The sequence below is a fragment of the Rubrivivax gelatinosus IL144 genome, from assembly GCF_000284255.1.
GTDB lineage: Bacteria > Pseudomonadota > Gammaproteobacteria > Burkholderiales > Burkholderiaceae_C > Rubrivivax > Rubrivivax gelatinosus_A.
On sequence record NC_017075.1, the window covers coordinates 153395 to 171961 of the forward strand.

The following is an 18567-nucleotide window of genomic DNA, read 5'->3' on the forward strand; positions in this document are numbered from 1 at the left end:
CCAAGGACACGACCGTGTTCATCGACTACGACAGGACGCTGCGCCAGATCGAGGCCGAGCTGGCGCGCGTGGGGGTCGCCATGGGCATCGACTGGGCCGACGAGTCGCGCATGCGCGCGCTGGCCAAGGAGGTGTTCGACCACTGGCACGCCGGCGGCAACGCCGCGCCGCCGCGCACCGACCGGCGCCAGATCTCGCGCCACAAGCTCTACGGCCTCGTCGCGCTGCTCGTCGTGACGATGCAGAGCGCGCCCGGCGCGGGCGACGAGCCGAGCCCGGTGCGCCAGGCACTGGCGCGCGCGTTCTCGTCGATCCAGGCCTGAGGCCGGGGAGCCGGCGATGGCGAGGGTGGACGTCCCGGCCGCCCGCCGCCCGGCCGGCCTGGCGGCGCTGACGCCGGGGCTGGCCGCCGCGGTGCTGGCGGCACTGCTGGCGCTGCAGCCGGTGTCCACCGACATCCTGGTGCCGGCGCTGCCGGTGCTGTCTCGCGCGCTGGGCGCGCCGCCGTCGGCGGCGCAGCTGACGATGGCGGCGATGATGCTCGGCTTCGGCTTCGCCCAGCTCGTCTGGGGGCCGCTGGCCGACCGCGCCGGGCGCCGCCCGGTGCTGCTGGCGGCGCTGGCGCTGTTCGTCGCCGCCTGCGCCGGCGGCGCGCTGGCCGAGAACATCGGCGCGCTGGTCGCGTGGCGCGCGCTGCAGGGCGCGGCGATGGCCGCGGCCGTGGTGCTGGCGCGGGCCATCGTGCGCGACCTCTACGAGCCGCACGAAGGCGCGCAGGTGATGGCGCGCGCGCAGTCGGGGCTGGGCGCGATCGCCATCGTCTCGCCGGCGCTGGGCGGGCTGGCGGTCGGTTTCGGCGGCTGGCGCGCGGCGCCGGCGCTGATGGCCGTCATCGGCGCGGGGACGCTGGCCTTCGTCGCGCTGCGCCTGCCCGAGACGCGGCCGCCGCGGCGCGCGCTGGCACCGCCGCTGTTCAGCGCCTGGGGCGGCGTGCTGCGCCACCCGAGCTTCGTCGCCTGGACGCTGCTCAACGCCTGCAGCTACGCCGGGCTGTTCGTCGTGCTGTCGGGCTCGTCCTTCGTCTACATGAACCGCTTCGGCCTGTCGGCCGGCGCCGCCGGGCTGACGATCGCCTCGGGCTCGCTGGCCTTCCTGGGCGGCACGCTGGCCTGCCGGCACTGGATCGTGCGTCACGGCATGGTGGCGGCGGCGGTGCGCGGCGGCTTCTTCACGCTGGCCGGCGGCCTGGGCACGGCCGCCGCGGCGCTGGCCGGAATCGAGTCGGTCTGGCCTTTCCTGCTGGCGCAGTGGCTGTTCTCGTTCGGCCATGGCATCCACCAGCCCTGCGGCCAGGCCGGGGCCGTCGGTCCCTTCCCGCAGCAGGCCGGTGTGGCCTCGGCGCTGTCGGGTTTCGTGCTCGCGCTGGCCTGCTTCGCCGTCGGCGCCTGGCTGGGCGCGGTGCAGGGCGCCGACGTGAGACCCTATGCGCTGACGCTGGCCTTCTGGGCCGCGGCCACCGCAGCAGTGGCCTGGACCCTGGTGCGGCGCCTGCAAACTTCGATTCCCGTTCCCTGAAAGGACCCGCCGTGAGCGACCGCGCGCGCCATCTCGAGTACGTGCTGCCCCTGTCGATCGACCGCAACCTGCGCTGGCGCTACCGCGTGCTCGACGAGGAGCTGCCGGGCAACTTCCGCTTCGGCCTGCTGCTGGAGGTGATCGACAAGCTCGCCGAACGCGTGGCGCGCAACTACGCCGAGCAGCTGCACGGCGACGCCTGGGTCGTCACCGCGGCGATCGACCGCGTGCTGGTGCGCCAGGTCGTCGACATCGAGCGCGACCTGGTCTGCCACGCCAGCATCAACCACGTCGGCCGCACCTCGATGGAAGTCGGCATCCGCGTCGAGCAGCCGGGCGAGCCGGCGGCGCACGTCGCCTCGTGCTACCTGACGATGGTCGCGCGGCGCAGCGTGCGCGGCGAGGAGACCGGCGCCGAGCTGTCGCCGCTGCGCCTGCAGACCGACACCGAGCGCCGCCGCGCCGAGCAGGCCGAGCAGCGCCGCGAGCAGTACCGGCTGCAGCAGCTGGCGCTGCAGGAGCCGCCGACACGCGACGAGTACCTGGAACTCGCGCGGCTGCATGCCGCGCAGGAGGCGCCGGGCTTCGACGGCCAGCTCTGCGGCCGGCTGGAAGTCGGCGCCTGGGAGCGCACCTTCCCCGAGCAGGAGAACGTGCCGACGCGCATCTTCGGCGGCTACCTGATGCGCCGCGCCTACGAGCTGTCGTCGATCTGCGCCGAGCGCATCGCGCCGCACCGGCCGATCGTCGCCGCGGTCAACCGCATCAACTTCTTCCACCCGGTGCGCCTGGGCGACACGCTGCACTTCACCAGCCGCGTCGTCTACACCGACCGCAGCCTGATCTGCGTCGAGGCCGGCATCGAGCGCATCAGCCGCGACCGCAGCAGCAAGGCGCTGTCCAACTCCTGCCTGTTCACCTTCGTCAACGTCGACGGCGGCCTGGCACCGCACGACGTGCCGCCGGTGTTCCCGACGACCTACGCCGAGGACGCGCGCTACCTCGCGGCGATGCGCAGCTGCCGCGAGCTCGTCGCCGAGGCCGACGGCCGCGCGCGCTGCCTGCTGACGGCGGCGCTGGGCGCGACGGGCGGCGCCTCGGCCTGAGCGTCAGACCTTCGCGGCAGGCGAATCCAGGCTTGCGCTGGCGCAACCTGGAAATGTCAACGGCTGACATTTGAAGTACGGAGCGAGGGTTCGCCCGGGGATATCGTGAATCGGTCCCAAGTCAATCTGACGATGTCCTGACGGGAACCGTTCGCGGGGCCGAGGCACGAGGATTCCAAGCCGGGGGCAATAGATCGACGTGGGCTGCGGGGACTATCTCGCGGCGCACCGCTGAATCGTCTGCGGAAGATATTCGGCGGCGACCGCGACGCACGGTCGATATACCCGGCAACCTCGCTGCGTTTTCGCGCCGATACGCGTCGCCCCGCCAGGCAATCACCTGAAAGGAATTGCCATGCGTCGCGAACTCTCGGCCTTTGACAAGGCCCAGCCCTACGCCCCCTGGTTCGACCGGCCGATGACGCCGGCGCCGCAATCGATCTACGAGGAACTCGACCGCGGGCCGCTGGACCCGGCGCTGGCGCTGCCGCTGGCCGAACGCGACAAGCTGCTCCAGCCCGGCTACCTGCCGGCCGAGCGCGGCTGGTGCCTGATGCCCGACGGCAGCGCCTTCGTCGCCGGCCTGACGCGCATGCCCGGCGTGACCGCCGAGATGCTCGAGTGGTGGTTCTACTGGCACGGCCTGCACGGCCTGCGCTACGCGATCTGGGACGCCGACGACCACTACGACGCGCGCGTCAGCCCCGAGACCATCCGCCGCCGCCTGGACCCGACGCTGTCGATCCGCGAGCGCGGCTGGAACACCACCGACATCGTGCTCGAGGACGTGGGCACCGGCCCGACCGAGCTGCACATCTCCTTCGTCAGCCCCGAGGCCTTCGGCTACGACATGGCGGCCTTCCGCACCGGCGCCTGCGCCGCGATCAGCGCCAACATCCGCCACGGCAGCGGGCCCTCGCTGGTCTGCTTCTCGCACGTGGCGCGCGAGACCGAGGGCGGCATCGAACTGCGCAGCCGCTTCTGGCTGGGCTGGAACGTCGTCGACGGCCAGCCGGTGCGCGTGGGGCAGGGCGTGCCGCAGGAGGTGTTCGTGGGCCTGGCCCAGGGCCTGGTGCGCCACTGCCCGAAGGAGTACCACAACCTCGCGGCGATCCTGCCGGCCGTCTGGGCCGAGAACAAGGACCGCGCCGACCGGCTCGAGGACTATCTCTGACGCGCCGCCGCGCGAGGTCGCCATGGACAAGACCTTGAGCCTGGCCGGCGCCGCGCCGGCCGACCCCGTGCCGCGCACCGGCTTCGGTGCGGCCGGCTGGCGCATGATCCTCTTCTCGGTGCTGATGTACTTCGCCTATGCGGGCTGGTGCGTCGACGGCATCAACATCTTCGCCCCGGCGCTGGCGGCGAAGAACGGCTGGAGCACCGGCCAGCTGCTGACGCTGGTGACGCCCGGCGCGCTGTTCGGCGTCGTCGGCTCGGCGGTGTTCGGCCAGGTGCTGATCAAGAAGGGCCCGCGCTGGGTGATGAGCTTCTGCGCCGCCTGCACCGCGGTGGCGGTGTTCTGGTTCGGGCGCATCACCACGCTCTGGGAGTTCACGGCGGTGTTCATCGTCATGAACTTCTTCGCCGCGGGTTTCGGCTTCATCGCCCCGGGCGCGCTGATGAACTACTGGTTCCCGCGCCGCAAAGGCATGGCGCTGGCGATCGCGACCTCGGGCTACCCGCTGGCCACCGCGCTGTTCGTGCCGCTGATCGCGGTGATGTTCAACACCGTCGGCATCGGCGCGTCCACCGCCATCTGGGCCGGGATCTTCCTGTTGCTGGCCGTGGCCGCCTGGCTGGTGATCCGCGACACGCCCGAGGAGATCGGCTGCTTCCCCGACAACGACCCCCGGGTCGACCGGGCGAGGCTGGACGAGATGGCCGGCTACGTCAGCCCGCTCACCGTGCGCCGGCTGCTGAAGGACCGCGACATGTGGCTCATCAGCGTCGGCTGGGGCTGTCTGTGGATGGTCACGGTGGGCATCGTCGTGCAGCTGATCCCGCGGCTGATGGAACTCGGCTACGACGAGCCGCAGGCGCTGGGCTTTCTGTCGGGCGCCGCGCTCTGCGCGCTGCCCGGCGGGCTGCTGTGGGGCTGGCTGGACCAGAAGTTCGGCACCAAGACGGCGAGCGCGCTCTACGGCGCGATGTACATCGTCACGCTGGTCCTGCTCGTCACGCAGTCCCACAGCCCGGTGATGACCTTCCTGACCATCGTGCTCGTCGGCGTCGGCCTGGGCGGCATCAAGAACCTGATCACCTCGATGGTCGGCTCGGTGTACGGCCGCTACGACTTCACCGCCGCCTATCGCATCGTGATCCCGCTGGCGATCATCGTGCGCACGCTGTGCTTCCCGATCATGGGCTTGTGCATGCAGCAGTTCCAGACGCTGAGCGCGGCCTACCTCGTGTTCATCGGCGTCGACGTGCTCGCCGTCGTGCTGGTGCTGCTGACGACCAGCCGCTGCAAGGGCAAGACGCTCGGCTGAGCGCCGCCCGACCCCGGCCAGACAAGGCCGCCTGCGGGCGGCTTTTTCATCGCCCGGCGGCTGTTCACAGCCGCCGCCGCAGCGCAAGCGGCGCTTCGCCGGACGCGAATTCGGCTTTGCGCCAGATCAAAAGCGCAATGTCAACCGCTGACAATTCGCGCCCGAACGGCGCCGCCTCCGGCGATATCGTGTGCCCGTCCTGAGTTAATCCAACGATGTAATTGCCGGCGCCCGCGAAAAGTCGTGCGCAGACGAGGAGATCGAGATGGACACGACATTGCGGAAAACCCTGAAACGCCGAATGACGAGCGCTCCGGAAAACCCGGCGAGCGAGATTCGAAGCGTTTGAGGTATTTCCCAGATATTCCCTGAGGAAGCCCCCGTGAGTATTTCCGGGGGCCGCCGCCCGGGCCGCAGGGTCCGGGCAGCGCTGCAGACCTGCCCGCCTGACGCGGGCGACGAAGAGGAGTTGGTCATGAACGAGAAGGCACAGATCGCCGTCATCGGCGCCGGTCTGATGGGCCATGGCATCGCCCAGGTGTTCGCCCACGCGGGCCACCTGGTGACGGTGCACGACGCGTCGGCGCAGGCGCTGGCGACGCTGCGCGAGCGCATCGCCCGCAACCTGCGCGACCTGGGCCAGGACCCGGCGGCTGCCGAGCGTGTGTTCCCGGTGGAGTCGCTGGCCGACTGCGTGGCCTCGGCCGACGTCGTCATCGAGTGCGGCCCGGAGAACCTGACCTTCAAGCGCGACCTGTTCGCCCGCCTGGAGGAGCTGTGCCCGCCGCACACCCTGCTGGCGAGCAACACCTCGGTGATGCCGATCACCTCGATCATGCGCGGCTTGCGCAGCGGCCACCGCGCGATGGGCACGCACTGGTGGAACCCGCCGTACCTGGTGCCGCTGGTCGAGGTCATCAAGACGCCGGACACCGACCCGGCGCTGGCGCAGCAGATGTTCGACCTGCTCGCCGCCTGCGGCAAGACGCCGGCGATGGTCGAGAAGGACGTGCCCGGCTTCATCGGCAACCGCCTGCAGCACGCGCTGTGGCGCGAGGCGGTGGCCATCGTCGCCGAAGGCATCTGCGACGCCGAGACGGTGGACACCGTCGTCAAGGCCAGCTTCGGCCGCCGACTGCCGGTGCTGGGCCCGCTGGAGAACGCCGACCTCGTCGGCACCGATCTCACGCTGGCCATCCACGAGACCGTGCTGCCGGCCATCGACGCGACGCCGGCGCCGTCGCCCTATCTGAAGCAGCTCGTCGCCGAAGGGCGGCTCGGCATGAAGAGCGGCGAAGGTTTCCGCCGCTGGACGCCCGAGCAGCAGGCCGAACTGCGCGAGCGCGTGCTCAACCACCTGAAGGCCATGAACCACGCCGAGGGACGCTGATCGCCCGACGAGTGAAGCCGCAGAGCTCACCGCGGACGACGACCCCAGAAGCATTTCTCCCCGAGACGGTGCCGGCCTGAAGGTGGTCCTGGCAAGGACCTCGAAAGAGCGCCCCGGGGAACCCAAACCCTAGAAGAGGTAGACGATCATGAAATTCCCCCACGCGCTCATCGCCGGCGCCGCCCTGGCCACCCTGGCCGGGGCAGCGGCCGCGGCCGACGGCCGCTACGAGCTGTTCGACGGCCTCGAGGCCAAGACCGGCTTCAAGGCCTACGGTTATCTGTGGGTCGGCTTCTCGAGCAACGACTCGACGACGCACGACGAGGCGACCAAGGGCCACAGCAACGGCCCGATCGCCGGCCCGTCCGACGAAGGCCTGCAGCTGAACGCGCTCCAAATGGTCCTGGAGCGCAACATCAAGAGCAACATCGTGCCGCGCTTCACGCCGCTGCCCGGCCCGATGCCGCAGGAGTTCTCCTGGGGCCTGCACTTCGAGGGCACCTACGGCCGCAACGGCCTGCCGGCGCAGATGCAGGGCATCGAGACGAACTGGGGGATCAACAAGACGACGACCGGCACGACCGCCGGCACCAACCGCCAGAACTACCTCGCCTTGGGCCAGGTCTACGGCCAGATGTACTTCCCGGTGCTCAAGGGCGCCACGCTGACCATCGGCCGCTTCGGCACGGGCATCGGCTACGAAGCGCCGACCAACCACACCTACACGCCGAACTTCTTCTACTCGCGCAGCTACAGCTTCCTGTCGTCGCCCGACCAGGTCGCCGGCGCGCTGGGCTCGGTGAACCTGATGAACGGCGACTACGGCCTGGTGATGGCCGAGCTCGGCGTCGTCCAGGGCCGCCAGAACTGGCAGGACAACAACGACTCCAAGAGCGTCATCGGCTACCTGCACTGGCGCAGTCCGGACATGAAGTACTCGCTGGACTACGGCTTCATGCGCGGCAACGAGCAGAACGACCCGGGCGAGAAGGTGCAGGCGCCGACCGCGCGCGTGATCTCGCCGCGTGACCAGCTGCGCCAGCATCATTCGCTGAGTGCCTGGTGGCGTCCGAACGACACCTGGGCGCTGCACGCCGAGGCGCTGCACGGCCGCCAGGACGGCGACGGCCTGGCCGGCACCATCGACATCCTCGACGGCAACTTCTACAAGGGCGGCTCGTACACCGGCTACAACGCCGAGGTGCGCTACCGGACCTCGCCGACCATGCAGTGGGGCCTGCGTGCCGAGACCTTCGACGATCCGGAAGGTGTCGCGCTGTTCCCGCTGTCGGCCGCCAAGGGCCGCTTCAACGCCATCACCGCCGGCCTGCGCTACCAGCTCACGCCCAACGTGCTGCTGCGCCCCGAACTGCGCTACGACTGGCAGGACAAGCAGGGCACGCTGAAGGCCTTCGGCGGCGGCTCCGAGACCAAGCAGACGACGGTCTCGGTCGACGCGCTGTTCTACTTCTGACGCCTCCCGGCGCCTGATACAACCCCGAACGCGTCCGCCGTGCCGTCGGCGCGGCGAACGGGAGCGGCGCTTCGGCGCCGCATCCCTCGCCGCAGCCCCTCGCCGGACGCCGTGGAGTCTCGAATGGAAAAACGTTTCGCGAACCCCTGGTGGGTCGTGTTCGGGTCGATCTTCGGCCTGATCGTCGGCAACGGGCCGATCATGCAGTTCACGTTCGGCGTCTTCCTGAAGCCGATCACCCAGGAGTTCGGATGGGAGCGTTCGACCACGTCGACCGCGCTCGTCGTCGGGCTCCTGGGCACCGGGCTGTGCGTGCCGATCGCCGGCCGGCTGATGGACAAGTACGGCGTGCGCGCGGTGGCACTGCCGTCGATCACCGCCTTCGCGCTGGCGATGGTGGCGCTGGCCTTCTTCGCCAATTCGCCGATGGCCTTCGTCGTCATCTACGCGCTGATGGGCATCGCTGCGGCCGGCCAGACGCCGATGCCGTACTCCAAGGCCATCACCGCCGCCTTCGACGACAAGCGCGGCCTGGCGCTGGGCATCGCGATGGCCGGCGTCGGCATCGGCGCGGCCGCCGTGCCGCAGATCGCCCAGTACCTGGTCACCAACCACGGCTGGCGCGGCGCCTACGTCGGCCTGGGCGCGCTGACCTTCCTGCTCGCCTTCCCGGCGGTGGCGCTGTTCGTCAATACCGAGCCCGCGGTCAAGCGCGAAGGCCAGGCCGCACCGATCGTGCGTCCGGGCCTGACCGCCGCCGAGGCGCTGAAGAGCGGCCGCTTCTGGGCGCTGGCGGTGGCCTTCTTCAGCGTCGCGATGGCCTCCAACGGCACCATCGGCCACATCGTGCCGCTGCTGACCGATCGCGGCTTCTCGCCGCAGATCGCCGCCGGGGCGATGACCTTCGCCGGCATCGCGCTGGTCGCCGGGCGTTTCGTCGCCGGCTACCTGCTCGACCGCATCTTCGCGCCCTACGTCGCCGCGTTCTTCTTCGTCATCCCGCTGCTGGGCATCGGCCTGCTGCTGCTGGCGCCGGGGCAGCTGACGGCGACGATCGCGGTGGTGATGATCGGCCTGGGCCTGGGCGCCGAGGTCGACCTGATCGCCTACCTGGTGTCGCGCTACCTGGGCATGCGCAGCTTCGGCGAGATCTACGGCTACCTGTTCATGATCTTCATGCTCGGCAACGCCGTCGGTCCGTTCCTGATGGGCATCTCGTTCAAGTTCTGGGGCTACGAGGCCTGCCTGACCGGCTTCGTCGCCGCGCTGGCCGTCGCCAGCGCCCTCGTGCTGCGACTGGGCGCCTACGCCTTCCCGCCGGAACGCCGCGGCCCGCCGCCGGCCTCCGGCATCAAGCCGGCCGTCGCCTGACGCCGGCGGCGCGGGGCCCTCGCGGGCCCCGCGTTCTTCCGATCACCAAGACCCAAGGACTAGTTGATATGTCGTACCGCCGCATCGCGCTGGAGGAAGCCTTCGTCACGCAGGACATCGCCGACGAATGGGCGAAGGTGCTGTCGCACCGCAACGTCGAGCCGGGCTTCCGCAAGATGGGCGAGAGCATCCTCGCGCACACGCCGGGCAACCAGCAGCTGCACAACCGGTTGCTCGACCTGGGCGCCGGCCGCCTGGCCCACATGGACGAGACCGGCATCGACGTGCAGGTGCTGTCGCTGACCTCGCCGGGCGTGCAGGTCTTCGACGCCGTCACCGCGACTCGGCTGGCGGCCGAGTCCAACGAGGTGCTAGCCGACGCCGTGCGCCGCCACCCGACGCGTTTCGTCGGCCTGGCCGCCGTCGCGCCGCAGTACCCGGCCGGCGCGGCGCTGGAAGTCGAGCGCGCCGCCAAGCGCCTGGGCCTGTCGGGGCTGATCATCAACTCGCACACGATGGGCGAGTACCTCGACGACCCGAAGTACTGGGAGATCCTCGAGGCGGCCGAAGCCGCCGACATGCCGATCTACCTGCACCCGCGCGAGCCGGCGCCCAGCATGGTCGCGCCCTACCTGGACTACGGCCTGTACTTCGCCGGCTGGGGCTTCGCCATCGAGTGCGGCCTGCACGCGATGCGGCTGATCATGAGCGGCGTCTTCGACCGCTTCCCGCGGCTGCGCATCATCCTCGGCCACATGGGCGAGGGCATCCCGTACTGGTTGAAGCGCATCGACAACCGTTACGAGCTGCAGGTGAAGATCGGCGCCGTGCCGAAGATGGCGCGCAAGCCCAGCGAGTACTTCCTGGAGCACTTCGTCGTCACGACCTCGGGCATGACCGACCCCGACATCCTCAAGCTGTGCCTGTCGCAGCTGGGCGTCGAGCGCATCCTGTTCGCGGCCGACTACCCGTACGAGTCGATCGCCGAGCACGTCGAGTTCCTCGACAACGCTCCGGTCACCGAGGCCGAGCGCCGCGCGATCTACGAGGACAACGCCTGCCGCCTGCTGAAGATCGCGCGCTGAAGGCGCTGCGCCCGCAAACGACAACGGCTGCCCGAGGGCAGCCGTTTTTCTTGGAGGGGCTTCAGGCCTGAGGGGCCCGGTGACCTGGTGCGACCGGCAAGAATCGAACTTGCGACGTGGCCTTCGGAGGGCCGCATGATATCCACTTCACCACGGTCGCCAGGGTTGCCGGCATTCTAGCCTGCGCCACCGGGTCTCGGTTCAGCCGCCGCCAAGCGCTGATCGTGGTTGACAATAATCAAGGGTTTGGCCGCATGGCCGAACACGAGAGACACATGACCGACCAGCCCGATTCCTCGGCCTCCGAGGGCCCGATCAAGACCCCGCGCGGCCTCGCGCTGACCATCCTCGCCGCCTTCCTGGTGCCGATCACGCTGCTGCTGCTGATCGCCGGCTACTTCGGCGCCCAGCCGCGCATGGGCGCGGGCAGCGACGCCTTCGACGAACAGGCCGTGGCCGCGCGGCTGCAGCCGGTGGGCCGCGTCGCGCTGGCCGACGCGCCGGCCGGCGGCGGTGCGCCGCGCAGCGGCGAGCAGGTCTACCAGGCCGTCTGCAGCGCCTGCCACGCCGCCGGCACGCTGGGCGCGCCGAAGTTCGGCGACCACGCGGCCTGGGCCCCGCGCATCGCGCAAGGCTTCGACACGCTGTGGCATTCGGCGCTGAAGGGCAAGAACGCGATGCCGCCGCAAGGCGGCGGCGCGACCTCGGACTACGAGATCGCCCGCGCCGTGGTCCACATGGCCAACGCCGGCGGCGCCAAGTTCGCCGAACCGCCGGCACCGGCGGCCAGCGCCGTGAACTGAGGCTTCGATGCCGTCCGACGGCCGCCTGCGGGCGGCCGTCGTCGTTTCAGGCCGGCCGCGGCGCGAGCACGTAGCCGAAACGTGCCGGCATCTCGGCGAACACCAGCGCCTGCGGCTGCCAGCGCCCGGCCTCCACCGCCTCGGCGGCGTGGCCCATGTCCAGCGTGTGCACGAGGCCGAAGCCCAGCGCCGTGTCCAGGAACAGCCGGCCGTGTTCGTCGAGCCAGGCGGCGCGCGCTTCGGTCGCCTCGCCGGTGTGGGCCTGCACCGCGAAGTCGGGGCCTACACGCCAGACGAAGGGCGCTGCCTCCAGCTCGACGTAGACGCGCTGCGGCCCGTTCTGGAAGAACCAGGCGCCGGCCCCGTCGTGCAGGTAGTTGCGGTGGATGAACTCGCGCAGCTTGTCGTGCGTGATGCGGCTGCCCTTGACCTGCGGGAAGGGCCCGGCGGCCTGCACGCGTTCGTCGCGCATGTACCAGTCGCCGCGCGCATCCAGCGCCAGCCAGCCCCAGCAGTGCGGCACGTGGGGCCACTTGCGCAGCGCGGCTTCGACGATCGGATCCATCGGCCGATCCTGCCTCAGGCGGCGCGGCGCAGCCAGTCGACGACCGCTTCGGCGAAAGGGCGTACGTCGCCGGGGAAGGGCCCCTGGGCGAAACCGACGTGGCCGCCGTCGGCCGGCTGCCAGAGCGTGACGTGGGCGCCGACCTCGCTCGGCCCGGGAAGCGAGTCGCCGGGCACGAAGGGGTCGTTGCGGGCGTTGAAGACCAGCGTCGGCACGCGCACCGCGTGCAGCTGCGGCTTGGCCGAGGCGCGGCGCCAGTAGTCGTCGGCGCCGGCGAAGCCGTGCAGCGGAGCGGTGAAGACGTCGTCGAACTCCCACAGCGTCGTCGCGCGCAGCAGGCGCTCGCGGTCGAACAGGCCCGGATGCTGCTGCCACTTGGCCAGCGCCCGCGGCTTCATCGTCTGCAGGAAACGGCGGGCGTAGACGGCGCGGTTGAAGCCGCGGTCGATGGCGCGGCCGGAAGCCGTCAGGTCCACCGGCGCGGAGACCGCGGCGACGGCGCGCACCGTCGCCGCGGCGCCGTCGCCTTGCTCCTCGGTCCAGCGCAGCAGCGCGTTGCCGCCCAGCGAGACGCCGGCGGCCAGCAGCGGCCGGCCTTCGCGCGCGCGCAGCCGCTCGAGGATCCAGCCGACCTCCTCGAAGTCGCCCGAGTGGTAGGCGCGCGGCGCCAGGTTGGGCTCGCCCGAGCAGCCGCGGAAGTGCGGCACCGTGAAGGCCCAGCCCGCGGCGCGCGCGGCGAGCGCGAAGGCGATCGCGTAGCGGCTGCTCGACGAGCTCTCCAGGCCGTGGAACAGCACCAGCCGCGGTGCGCCGGGCGCGGTGGCGTCGAGATGGTCGAGGTCGACGAAGTCCTCGTCGGGCGTGGTCCAGCGCTCGCGCCGGTACGGCGGCGCCTCGTGCATCCACGGGCGCGAGAACAGCGAGGGCCAGATCGTCTGCAGGTGGCCGCCGGGCAGCCAGCGCGGAGCGCGGTAGTCGTGCATCGCGGCGCCGGCCCCGGGCACGGTGTCAGTGCAGCGTCGTCGGCGCCGGTTCGGGCGGCGGCCGGTCGTCGGGGCCGGCGGCGGTGGCGTGGTGGGCCACGATGCGCCAGCCCAGCGGCGTCTTCAGGTAGACGTTGGTCGCCAGCATGCGCAGCTCGCTGCGGCCCTGCGCGGTGTCGACGGCGATGCGCTCGACGAGGTGGTGCACGGCGACGTCGGCGCGCTGCAGGCGGTGCACGGCCTCGTAGCTCACCGGGATGCCACCGTCGGCGAGGATGGTCTCGTAGCTGGCGCGCACCGCCGCGTTGCCGACGACGCGGCCGCCGCCGGGGTGCACGCAGAGCACGTCCTCCTCGTCGGCCCACAAGGACATCATGCGGCCGACGTCGCCGCTGGCCATCGCCTCGTAGAACGCGGTCTCGGCGTCTTCCGGCGTCAGCGCGATCGTCGGCGCGGCAGGCGGCTTCGGGCGGGCCACGGCGTGGTCAGCGGAAGACCACGCTCTTGTGGCCGTTGAGCAGCACGCGGCGCTCGACGTGCCAGCGCACCGCGCGGGCGAGCACGCGCGACTCGATGTCGCGGCCGACGGCGGTGAAGTCCTCGGCCGACAGCGTGTGGTCCACGCGTTCGACGTCCTGCTCGATGATCGGGCCTTCGTCGAGGTCGGCGGTGACGTAGTGCGCGGTCGCGCCGATCAGCTTGACGCCGCGCGCGTGCGCCTGGAAGTACGGCCGCGCGCCCTTGAAGCTGGGCAGGAAGCTGTGGTGGATGTTGATCGCCCGGCCGCGCAGCACCTCGCAGAACTCGGGGCTCAGGATCTGCATGTAGCGCGCGAGCACGACGAGGTCGATGCGCTCGCGTTCGATGATCGCCTCGACCTCGCGCTCCTGGGCGCGTTTGGTCTCGGCGCTGCTGCCGCCGACCAGCGGCAGGTGCACGAACGGGATGCCGTAGCTCTCGGCCAGGCCGACGAAGGTCGTGTGGTTGGAAACGATCGCCGGGATCTCCACCGGCAGCTGCCCGCTCTTCCAGCGGAACAGCAGGTCGTTCAGGCAGTGGCCGTGCTGGCTGACCATCAGCAGCAGGCGCGGGCGGCGCGAGACGGCGTGGAAACGCACGTCCATCTGGTGCTGCTCGCGCGTGTGGGCGAACAGCCGGTCCAGCGTCTGCACGTCGGCGAGCTGTTCCGGCGCCTCGAAGTGCACGCGCATGAAGAACAGGCCCGTCGCGTCGTCGCCGTCGAGGTCGCCGAACTGCTGCGAGTCGATGATGTTGCAACCCGCCTGGTACAGCAGCCCCGAGACGGCGAAGACGATGCCTTTGGTGTCCCGGCAGGAGAGCGTCAGGACGAACTGGTTTTCCGCAGCCATCCCGGCATTGTAGGGACCGCCGTCGGCGCGCCCGGCGCGACATCCGTCACGGCCGCCCGGGCGCACTCCCATCAGGAGTGAGCGGAAATGTTCGATATACGACCGGATGTCCCGCGCTGCGCCCGTTTCCCCCTGAAGAGCCGATGAAGCTGCGTTCGATCTCGCACGGCTTCTCGGCCGCGGTGCTGCTCGCGCTGCTGGCCAACGTGCTGGTGTTCTGGGGCCTGGTGTTCCCGGCGCGCGAGGCCACCCGGCTGGCGGTCGACGACCGCGAACGGGCGCTCGGCTTCGTGCAGCAGATCGAGGACGAGAACGCCTTGCTGGCCGAGTTGGTGCAGGGTTTCACCGCACGCACCGACCGCCAGGGGGACCTGCGCTACCTGAACACCTACTACGAGATCCTCGAGGTGCGCGACGGCGTCTCGCCGGCGCCGCCGGGGCCCGACCCGATGCTCTACTGGCGCGAGCGCATGCGCCTGAAGGACCCGGCCACGCCGCGCACCGGCACGCCTGCGCCCCTGCTGGAGCGCATGTCGCGCCTGGGTTTCGCGCCCGACGAACTCGCCGCCACCGGTCGCGTGCTCGCCGCCGCGCAGTACATGCAGGAGCTGGAGAAGGTGGCGATGGCGGCCACCCAGGGCCTGTTCGACACCGCCAGCGGCGAGTTCGTCGACGACGGCCGGCCCGAGCTGTACTTCGCTTTCGAGCTGGTGCGCTCGCGCGAGTACGAGGACCGGCGGCTGATGCTGGCCGAGGCGGTCAGCGAGCTGCGCAGCCAGGTCCGCGCGCGCACCGAGGCCGCGACGGCCCTCGCGCGCGAGCGCCTCACGACCGGGATCCAGGTCGCGTTCGCGGTCAACGCGCTGCTCTCGCTGCTGTTCTACGCCGGGGTGCGCGTGCAGCGCCGCCTGGTGCTCGAGCCGATCCGCACGCTGAGCCGGGTGGCTGCGCGCATCACCGACGGCGACTACGACGCGCGCACGCCGCCGGGCACGCGCGGCGTCGACGAGCTCGTCAGCCTGGGCCGGGCGCTGGACGCGATGGCCAACCGCTTCCAGGCCGAGCTCGCGGCGCGCGAGCGCAGCAGCCAGGAACTGCAGCTCGCGCGCGACGAGGCCAACGAGGCCACCGAGGCCAAGTCGCGTTTCGTGCGCAACATGAGCCACGAGATGCGCACGCCGATGAACACCATCGTGCTCGGCCTCACGCACCTGTCGCTGCAGACCGACCTGTCGCCCGAGCAGCGCGACTTCGTCGACAAGGCCCAGGGCGCCTCGCGCATGATGCTGGCGCTGATCAACGACGTGCTCGACTTCTCCAAGATCGAAGCCGGGCGCATGAGCATCGAGTCGGCCCGCTTCTCGGTCGAGGAGGTCGTCGCCCAGGCGATCGAGCTGGTTCGCCAGCCGGCGCAGCACAAGGAGCTCGAGCTGCTGTGCGACTGGGCCGATCCGTCGCTGCTGGCCGCGCGCGGCATGCTGCGCGGCGACGCGCTGCGGCTTCAGCAGGTGCTCGCCAACCTGCTGTCCAACGCCGTCAAGTTCACGCCGCGCGGCCAGGTGCGGCTGACGGTGGACAGCCTGCCGCAGGACGACGAGACGACGGTCGAGCTGCGCCTGGCGGTCGAGGACACCGGCATCGGCATGACGCCGGAGCAGGTCCAGGGCCTGTTCCGCGAGTTCGTGCAGGCCGACGTGTCGACGACGCGCCATTTCGGCGGCACCGGCCTGGGGCTGGCGATCACGCGCCGCCTCGTCGAGCTGATGGCCGGCACGATCGAGGTGCACAGCGAGCCGGGCGTCGGCAGCCGCTTCGAGGTGCGCGTGGCGCTGCCGCGCGAACGCGCCGCCGAGGCGCCGCCGCCGTCGCCCGAGGCCGGCACCGCGCGCGTGCTCGTCGTCGACGACCAGCAGGACTCCCGGCTGGTGCTGCTGGGCCTGCTGCACACGCAGGGCGTCGGTTCGGCCGGCCGCCTGGCCGCCGCGCGCGACGGCACGCAGGCGGTGGCCATCGCCGAGGAGGCGCTGCGCGAGGGCCGGCCCTTCGACCGCGTGCTGCTCGAGTGGATGCTGCCCGACGCCGACGGCGCCGCGGTGCTGCAACGCCTGCGCGAACTGATGCCGGCGGCGCGTTTCAGCGTCGTCTCGGCCTATGGCAGCGACGAGATCCGCCAGCGCGCGCGGGCGCTGGGCGCGGCCGACTTCGTCGCCAAGCCGGTGCTGCCCGAGGACCTGCGGCGCCTGTTCCGCCCGGCCGAACCTCCTGCCGCCCGGACGCCGCCGCCGGCCGGGCTGCCCGGCCTGCGCGTGCTGCTCGTCGAGGACCACCCGCTGAACCAGGAGCTCGCCGCGTCGCTGCTGCGCCGCCGCGGCGCCCAGGTGGCGATCGCCGACAACGGCCAGGTCGCGCTGCAGACGCTGGCCGCGCGCGGCCCCGGGGCCTTCGACGTCGTGCTGATGGACGTGCAGATGCCGGTGCTCGACGGCCTGGAGGCGACGCGGCGGCTGCGCCGCGACGCGCGCTTCGACGCGCTGCCGGTGATGGCGATGACCGCGCACGCGCTCGACGAGGAGCGCCGGCGCTGCCTGGCCGCCGGCATGCAGGGCCACATCTCCAAGCCGCTGGACGTCGCTGCGCTGGAGGCGGCGCTGGCGCCGTTCGTGCGCGCGCCGCTCGCGGCGCCGGTGCTGGACCTGGACCAGGCGCTGCGCCTGGTCGGCGGCAGCGCCGAGCTGCTCGAACGCACGCTGAGCGCGTTCGCCGCCGAGTACGGCGCCGGCATTGCCGCCTGGGCGGCCTGGCGCGACCAAGGGCGCTGGCCCGAGCTGCGGCGTGCCGCGCACACGCTGCAGGGGCTGGCCGGCACCGTCGGCGCCGCGGCGCTGCGTGAACGCGCGCTGGCGCTCGAACGCGCCGCGGCGCGCCAGGACGCGGCGGTGGCCGCGGCCGCCTGGCGGCCGCTGGACGACGCGCTCGGCGAGGTGCTGGCCGCGATCGGCCCGGCGCTGCGAAGTCTGGGCGCGGGCTCACCGAACTGAAGAGGACTCTCTCGTGCGCACGTTCTTCCCCTCGCTGCGAACCGCGCTGGCACTGGCCGCCGCGGCGCTGGCGGCCGGCCCGGCGCTGGCGCTGGACCTGTCCTGGTCGGGTTTCGGCACGCTGGGCTGGGCGCAGTCGAACCGCGACTACCGCATCGAGCGCAGCATCGACGACGAGGGCACGGCCGAACGCGACACCGTGTTCGGCCTGCAGCTCGACGCGCGCCTGGCCGAACAATGGACCGCGACGGTGCAGCTCAGGGCCGCCGAGTCGCTGCAGAAGGACCGCCGCTGGGACCTCACCCCGACCTGGGCCTTCGTCGCCTGGCGGCCCAGCGACGACTGGCTGCTGCGCCTGGGGCGCATGCGGCTGCCGCTGTACCTGTACTCCGAGCTGCTGGACGTCGGCGCGACGCACGACCTGGCGCGGCTGCCGACCGAGATGTACTCGATCGCGCCGTCCAACGAGTTCGACGGCCTCGCGGCGACCCGGACCTGGGGCCTGGGCGAGGACGAACTGGCGCTCGACGTCTACGGCGGGCGGGCGCGCACGACGGCGCGCTTCTGGTCGCGCGACGGCGCCGAGCGGCGCAGGCCCGCGGGCGCGAACTTCGTCGACGTCGACGTCCAGCTCTTCGGCGGCGCGCTGACGCTGCGCCGCGCCGACGCCCTGTGGCGGGCGAGCGTCCACCACGTGCGCACCTCGCAGAGCGACGGCACGAAGATGCCGGTGACGCTGCCCTGGGTCGAGCTGGCGCCGGGCGTCGGCTTCTACAAGACCGACAACTCGATCCCCTACGGCCCGGCCCTGAGCCAGGTCTCGGCGATCACCAACCTGATCTTCACGCTCGGCGTCGAGCAACGCTTCGCCGAACACTGGCGCGTCGCCGCCGAGTTCGCACGCGACATCCAGCGCGACACCGAGCTCGGCTCCAACACCGCCGGCGGTTACGTCGCGCTGTTCCGCGAGTTCGAGACGGTGACGCCCTATGTCGCCTGGTCCAAGCTGCGCTCGACGCGCGGCACGCGCGAGTGGTACCGCCGGCTCACCGAAGGCGGCCTGCCGCCCGGCCTGCCCGGCGCCGAGCAGATCGCCGCCGGTCAGCGCCTGACCGCCGAGACCATCTGGGCCGCCGATCAGCGCGCGCTGGCGCTGGGCGCGTCCTGGAACCTGGGCAGCGGCCACAAGCTGAAAGCCGAGTGGAAGCGCACGCACATCGGCCAGATGAGCCGGTTGATCGACACGCCCGCGGGCGCCGACACGATCCACGACACGCACGTGGACGTCTGGTCGCTCGACTACAACTTCGCCTACTGA

The 18567-nt window shown here is 71.5% G+C and carries 17 protein-coding genes and 1 tRNA gene; 12 read left to right on the forward strand and 6 right to left on the reverse strand.

Translation table 11 applies throughout. The features are described 5' to 3' along the window. The first annotated feature begins 14 nt into the window (after positions 1–14). The 5 genes from RGE_RS00700 to RGE_RS00720 all read left to right on the forward strand — a co-directional run bounded on the left by RGE_RS00700 (position 15) and on the right by RGE_RS00720 (position 5170). The gene (locus tag RGE_RS00700) at positions 15–323 is read left to right on the forward strand and encodes a hypothetical protein (RefSeq protein WP_014426382.1); all 309 of its coding nucleotides are present in this window, start codon (positions 15–17) and stop codon (positions 321–323) included. Between the two features lie 16 nt (positions 324–339). Further along, positions 340–1575, forward strand: coding sequence for a Bcr/CflA family efflux MFS transporter (locus tag RGE_RS00705; protein ID WP_043783653.1), 1236 nt, complete (start codon positions 340–342; stop codon positions 1573–1575). A gap of 11 nt (positions 1576–1586) precedes the next feature. Then, positions 1587–2681, forward strand: a complete 1095-nt coding sequence (locus RGE_RS00710) for a hotdog domain-containing protein (RefSeq protein WP_014426384.1) — start codon at positions 1587–1589, stop codon at positions 2679–2681. 355 nt (positions 2682–3036) lie between these two features. Continuing rightward, the gene (locus tag RGE_RS00715) at positions 3037–3855 is read left to right on the forward strand and encodes a DAPG hydrolase family protein (RefSeq protein WP_014426385.1); all 819 of its coding nucleotides are present in this window, start codon (positions 3037–3039) and stop codon (positions 3853–3855) included. Between the two features lie 22 nt (positions 3856–3877). Beyond that, positions 3878–5170, forward strand: coding sequence for an MFS transporter (locus RGE_RS00720; RefSeq protein ID WP_014426386.1), 1293 nt, complete (start codon positions 3878–3880; stop codon positions 5168–5170). 64 nt (positions 5171–5234) lie between these two features. Here RGE_RS00720 and RGE_RS23880 read toward each other — a convergent pair whose 3' ends face one another. After that, positions 5235–5696 (reverse strand): hypothetical protein, encoded by a 462-nt coding sequence (locus RGE_RS23880; RefSeq protein ID WP_148280094.1) that lies wholly within the window; start codon positions 5694–5696, stop codon positions 5235–5237. Here RGE_RS23880 and RGE_RS00725 point away from each other — a divergent pair. The 4 genes from RGE_RS00725 (at position 5646) to RGE_RS00740 (ending at position 10490) form a co-directional block, all read left to right on the forward strand. Then, a complete protein-coding gene (locus tag RGE_RS00725) occupies positions 5646–6560 on the forward strand; it encodes a 3-hydroxyacyl-CoA dehydrogenase family protein (RefSeq protein WP_014426387.1) in 915 nt (304 codons plus the stop codon). The two genes, RGE_RS23880 and RGE_RS00725, sit on opposite strands and share 51 nt — an antisense overlap. Positions 6561–6708: 148 nt before the next feature. Beyond that, positions 6709–8034 (forward strand): outer membrane beta-barrel protein, encoded by a 1326-nt coding sequence (locus tag RGE_RS00730; RefSeq protein WP_014426388.1) that lies wholly within the window; start codon positions 6709–6711, stop codon positions 8032–8034. A 123-nt stretch (positions 8035–8157) separates the two neighbouring features. Then, positions 8158–9405, forward strand: a complete 1248-nt coding sequence (locus RGE_RS00735; RefSeq protein WP_014426389.1) for an MFS transporter — start codon at positions 8158–8160, stop codon at positions 9403–9405. Between the two features lie 68 nt (positions 9406–9473). Further along, positions 9474–10490, forward strand: a complete 1017-nt coding sequence (locus tag RGE_RS00740; RefSeq protein ID WP_014426390.1) for an amidohydrolase family protein — start codon at positions 9474–9476, stop codon at positions 10488–10490. Positions 10491–10575: 85 nt separating this feature from the next. Here the strand turns inward: RGE_RS00740 and RGE_RS00745 are convergent. Next, positions 10576–10650 (reverse strand) — tRNA-Arg (locus RGE_RS00745). A 115-nt stretch (positions 10651–10765) separates the two neighbouring features. Here RGE_RS00745 and RGE_RS00750 point away from each other — a divergent pair. Then, complete coding sequence (locus RGE_RS00750; protein WP_014426391.1) at positions 10766–11293, forward strand: c-type cytochrome; 528 nt, start codon at positions 10766–10768, stop codon at positions 11291–11293. A gap of 46 nt (positions 11294–11339) precedes the next feature. Here the strand turns inward: RGE_RS00750 and RGE_RS00755 are convergent, their stop codons facing one another. The 4 genes from RGE_RS00755 to purU are packed head-to-tail and all read right to left on the reverse strand — an operon-like array spanning position 11340 to position 14211. Next, complete coding sequence (locus RGE_RS00755; RefSeq protein WP_014426392.1) at positions 11340–11858, reverse strand: DUF2946 family protein; 519 nt, start codon at positions 11856–11858, stop codon at positions 11340–11342. Between the two features lie 14 nt (positions 11859–11872). Next, positions 11873–12841, reverse strand: coding sequence for a YheT family hydrolase (locus RGE_RS00760; RefSeq protein ID WP_014426393.1), 969 nt, complete (start codon positions 12839–12841; stop codon positions 11873–11875). A 25-nt stretch (positions 12842–12866) separates the two neighbouring features. Next, the gene (locus RGE_RS00765) at positions 12867–13319 is read right to left on the reverse strand and encodes a YybH family protein (RefSeq protein ID WP_014426394.1); all 453 of its coding nucleotides are present in this window, start codon (positions 13317–13319) and stop codon (positions 12867–12869) included. 7 nt (positions 13320–13326) lie between these two features. Then, positions 13327–14211, reverse strand: a complete 885-nt coding sequence (gene purU / locus RGE_RS00770; protein ID WP_014426395.1) for a formyltetrahydrofolate deformylase — start codon at positions 14209–14211, stop codon at positions 13327–13329. A 143-nt stretch (positions 14212–14354) separates the two neighbouring features. Here purU and RGE_RS00775 point away from each other — a divergent pair, with 143 nt between their 5' ends. Beyond that, a complete protein-coding gene (locus tag RGE_RS00775; RefSeq protein WP_014426396.1) occupies positions 14355–17249 on the forward strand; it encodes a response regulator in 2895 nt (964 codons plus the stop codon). Between the two features lie 13 nt (positions 17250–17262). Beyond that, the gene (locus tag RGE_RS00780; RefSeq protein WP_014426397.1) at positions 17263–18567 is read left to right on the forward strand and encodes a hypothetical protein; all 1305 of its coding nucleotides are present in this window, start codon (positions 17263–17265) and stop codon (positions 18565–18567) included.

Coding starts and splice junctions, on each gene's coding strand:
- RGE_RS00775 (WP_014426396.1), top strand. CDS start 14,355: ATGAAGCTGCGTTCGATCTCGCACGGCTTCTCGGCCGCGGTGCTGCTC.
- RGE_RS00720 (WP_014426386.1), top strand. CDS start 3,878: ATGGACAAGACCTTGAGCCTGGCCGGCGCCGCGCCGGCCGACCCCGTG.
- RGE_RS00740 (WP_014426390.1), top strand. CDS start 9,474: ATGTCGTACCGCCGCATCGCGCTGGAGGAAGCCTTCGTCACGCAGGAC.
- RGE_RS00725 (WP_014426387.1), top strand. CDS start 5,646: ATGAACGAGAAGGCACAGATCGCCGTCATCGGCGCCGGTCTGATGGGC.
- RGE_RS00705 (WP_043783653.1), top strand. CDS start 340: ATGGCGAGGGTGGACGTCCCGGCCGCCCGCCGCCCGGCCGGCCTGGCG.
- RGE_RS00735 (WP_014426389.1), top strand. CDS start 8,158: ATGGAAAAACGTTTCGCGAACCCCTGGTGGGTCGTGTTCGGGTCGATC.
- RGE_RS00750 (WP_014426391.1), top strand. CDS start 10,766: ATGACCGACCAGCCCGATTCCTCGGCCTCCGAGGGCCCGATCAAGACC.
- purU (WP_014426395.1), bottom strand. CDS start 14,211: ATGGCTGCGGAAAACCAGTTCGTCCTGACGCTCTCCTGCCGGGACACC.
- RGE_RS00715 (WP_014426385.1), top strand. CDS start 3,037: ATGCGTCGCGAACTCTCGGCCTTTGACAAGGCCCAGCCCTACGCCCCC.
- RGE_RS00730 (WP_014426388.1), top strand. CDS start 6,709: ATGAAATTCCCCCACGCGCTCATCGCCGGCGCCGCCCTGGCCACCCTG.
- RGE_RS00755 (WP_014426392.1), bottom strand. CDS start 11,858: ATGGATCCGATCGTCGAAGCCGCGCTGCGCAAGTGGCCCCACGTGCCG.
- RGE_RS00760 (WP_014426393.1), bottom strand. CDS start 12,841: ATGCACGACTACCGCGCTCCGCGCTGGCTGCCCGGCGGCCACCTGCAG.
- RGE_RS23880 (WP_148280094.1), bottom strand. CDS start 5,696: ATGGCCCATCAGACCGGCGCCGATGACGGCGATCTGTGCCTTCTCGTT.